Source organism: Aquabacterium sp. OR-4 (assembly GCF_025290835.2).
Taxonomy (GTDB): domain Bacteria; phylum Pseudomonadota; class Gammaproteobacteria; order Burkholderiales; family Burkholderiaceae_C; genus Pseudaquabacterium.
The window spans coordinates 1-3,058 of the sequence record NZ_JAOCQD020000006.1; the positions used below are offsets into that span (position 1 = coordinate 1).

A 3,058-nucleotide genomic window follows, 5' to 3' on the forward strand; every position below is an offset into this window, starting at 1 on the left:
ATAAGTACAGAACAGAGCGGCGCACTGCACTAGTCCCTGTGTGAGGCCGACATTCGTGCTTTCGGCCCACGCGATGGCGCCACCAAGAAACTGCTCTATCGTTTGGTTCTCCCAGCCGTTGGCTCCTGGCCCGTAGGCATTGGAGGGTGACTCTGCTTCCTTCTTCTCCTCTTCCATGCGATCAAGACGCAGTGCGCTGGCAAATTCCAGGAACGTCGGTTCGTCCTTGACGGAGTCGAGAAGCTCGTGGAGATTGGTCGGCATGGGGATAGGTGGCCTTGTGCGGCCTAACGTTCGAGCTAAGCGGGCGACAACGGCAGGACGCCAGGCCCGGGCTGGGGAAAATGTACCGCGTACCGCCAGACCGGGCCTGGTGGCCTGCCGTTGGCGCTCCGCTTGAGCGAGGGGTTAGGCCGCACTCTTCGCCTCGCGCTCACCGAGACTTGGGAGTTGGACGCCGGAAAGAAGGGCGTCTCCGGCCGCAAGCAGGAGTGACCAGCTAACTTTTACCTCTTCCGCGCTTGTGCGCGAGCGTATAAGTTCTCGGTGCGAGGACGCTGTGAAGTAAGCGCGGTTGAATGAGTCTCGGGCTTCCGGTCCGAGGTACAGGCAGTTCTTTTCCCACCAGTCTTGACACTCGAGGACGAGTGCGTGCACATCATCTGAGTGTGCCGCGGCTACAAGGCGACGCCAAAGCGTGAACGCTTCCTGGTGCGCGGCAAGTCGGCGCTCGACTGCAGCCAAGCGGAGCTGTTGTTGTGACCGAAGTTGCTCAAGGACAAGTGCGTTCTGGTGCTCAAGCTCCTTCAGGCGCTTTGCATAAGCCTCCTTCACCTCCTCAACTTTCTGAGTAATGGCGGCGATGTCTTCCTTTGTCGCAAGATTCTTGCCCTTCTCGCCGATATACGAAGGAAAGAAGGAGCGTAGAACGAGCCAGAGAACTCCGATCGTCGCCAGAAGTAGGAGGTAGAAGAAGGACTCGGGCATGTGGCGTGCAGTGTGATCTTTGTGCGGCCTAACGTTGGAATTAACCGGCGCGGAACGGATGGCGGGCTGGAAGGCCAGAATGAAATGGCGGCCTGTAAGCCCGGCAGCCGTGTAGCGTCCGGTTGAATGACTGGTTAGGCATCAGCGATGTGCTGTCGGAGTGCAGCTAATGATTGCTCGCCAATTAGTCTATGAATCATCGCGTGGCAGTTTGGGCAGAGAGGTACTAGATCGCGTTCCGCATCCACAATATAGCTCCGACGAATTGTTCGTAAGGGGTTCAAGTGATGAACGTGGATAAACCCCGCGCCAAGCGGCCCATATTTCTTTTCAAAGTTGAAGTTGCAACCGTGGCATGTGATGCCATGAATCTTGAGGCAGCGCGCTCTCGCCGCAGGATTGCGCTCTGATCGCGACTGAGTGACATTGAGTCGCGCCCCTTCTATGAAGCTATTTCCCGGCGCTGATGCAATGGGTTCGCGAACGGTTGCCGTGGCTTGCCTTGGAAGGTAGATGCCGCCGGTTCCGCTTAGGGTCTTGGCGGAAACGTCCGATGACAGTGCGTGGAGCCATTCGCCTAAATCTTCGAGAAGATTGTCGAAGGCTTGTGATGGCCTGTCCAACTTCGTAAAGAACCTCTTCAGTACGCGAGTAGTGTCTGTACCAGTGCCACGAGATTGGTAGTTGGCGACGGTCGTTCCCCTATAACCAATGAACTTGCTCGGTGCAAATGCCTTGTGGTCAGGGAAGTAGAACCAATGCGAGTATCTTCCAAGTTGCTTGAATGCGATCGAGTCGGGCTTCTTCGCGACGTGTTGAAAGCGAAGGGCATTTTCTCGCGCCTCGGAAAGTGACTGAACCAGTTCCATGATGGGTTGCGAACCTTGACGGTTGGATTCTGATGCCTAACGTTCGAGCTAACCGGCCTGCGGAGGCAAGCACCGTAAGCCCGGACTGCGACGATGTTACTGCTGGCGCAGGCCGGGCTTACGGTGCTTGCCGTAGCGGGTCCGGTTGAGCGAGGGGTTAGGCGTCGCTGGCAGGTAGCTCATGGACTTGCCAAACTTGACTGGCGTGGTCGTATTGAAGCAGCGCTTTGTCGGGGGTGTTCTCTGGGGTAACCACAGCATCCTTCCGTGTGGCCTGTGCCAGTCGCTCGACGAACTGCAGCACGGCAACGTGCTTTTCTTGATCTATGACTTCCCATGGATCAATGTCCAATTCGATCTCTTCGGGCACGAAAAAGTGGCAATTGATGCGAACAGCGCCAGTCAGTATGCTGAGCAAATGAGAGTGCTCTCGATCTCGGAAGAGGGCGGCAGCTGCCGGCAACGAGTGAGGAATCCCGTCTTGTGTGTACTCGTGCGGATATGTTTGAGCCAGGACTAGAAGCGCATCCCAATCTGAGGCGATGGTACTGAAGACATAGATGTCTCTCAGCGAACCGTCGACGTGCCAGAGATCAGCGGGTTGATTCAGGGTGGGGCGGTTCACAGTGGGTGCGATTGTGACGCCTAACGTTCGAGGTAAGCGGGAGACGACGGCAAGGCGCCAGGCCCGCGCGATGCAGAATAAACCACAGCGGCGCGCGGGCCTGGCGACTTGCCGTTGGCTCTCCGCTTGACCGAGGGGTTAGGCCTCATTGCCGACGTTTGGCTGCTGATCTGACAGCCTGGCAGAACTCCTCCGCTCCCTTTGGACAGTGTCGAGTTACGTTCGCGTGAACTGTGTTGAAGGTGTCTCGTGGAAAGGCCTCCGAGTCGATGATGACCCAGATGAACTTCTTGAACTCTCGATCCTTAGTCGTCAGTGCAAGCATTGTAGGAATCTCCGACCAGCGATTGGCCCAGAGGAGTTGAACCTTGTCCTCTGCACCTCCCGCAATCGCGCCCTCGTAGCAGTGCTTGAACTGCTTGTAGAACCTGTAGACGCCGTCCCAAGTTGTGAGGTAATCCGTAACCACCTCGGCCGCGTAGGCCTCTTCCCGAGTGCACGTACTGGATGAAGAATGGGCCTGCGACGACAGAAGAAGCGCGGCTAACGTAGCGAACGCGACGGTGGTTCTCATGAG

Annotated in this window: 5 protein-coding genes; all 5 read right to left on the minus strand. The window is 57.0% G+C overall.

What is annotated here, in order from left to right:
* Positions 1–264: hypothetical protein (locus tag N4G63_RS28230; protein WP_314600821.1), on the minus strand; the 264-nt coding region annotated here is incomplete at its 3' end.
* Positions 265–408: 144 nt separating this feature from the next.
* A complete protein-coding gene (locus N4G63_RS28235) occupies positions 409–987 on the minus strand; it encodes a hypothetical protein (protein WP_260786648.1) in 579 nt (192 codons plus the stop codon).
* A 134-nt stretch (positions 988–1,121) separates the two neighbouring features.
* Positions 1,122–1,856, minus strand: coding sequence for an HNH endonuclease (locus N4G63_RS28240; protein WP_260786647.1), 735 nt, complete (start codon positions 1,854–1,856; stop codon positions 1,122–1,124).
* Between the two features lie 157 nt (positions 1,857–2,013).
* Positions 2,014–2,481, minus strand: coding sequence for a hypothetical protein (locus N4G63_RS28245; protein WP_260786645.1), 468 nt, complete (start codon positions 2,479–2,481; stop codon positions 2,014–2,016).
* A gap of 145 nt (positions 2,482–2,626) precedes the next feature.
* Positions 2,627–3,058 (minus strand): hypothetical protein (locus N4G63_RS28250; protein ID WP_314600822.1); only part of this gene is annotated, 432 nt, incomplete at its 5' end.

Excerpts from the sequence above, each read along its gene's own strand:
- N4G63_RS28235 (WP_260786648.1), bottom strand. The coding sequence starts at position 987 with ATGCCCGAGTCCTTCTTCTACCTCCTACTTCTGGCGACGATCGGAGTT.
- N4G63_RS28240 (WP_260786647.1), bottom strand. The coding sequence starts at position 1,856 with ATGGAACTGGTTCAGTCACTTTCCGAGGCGCGAGAAAATGCCCTTCGC.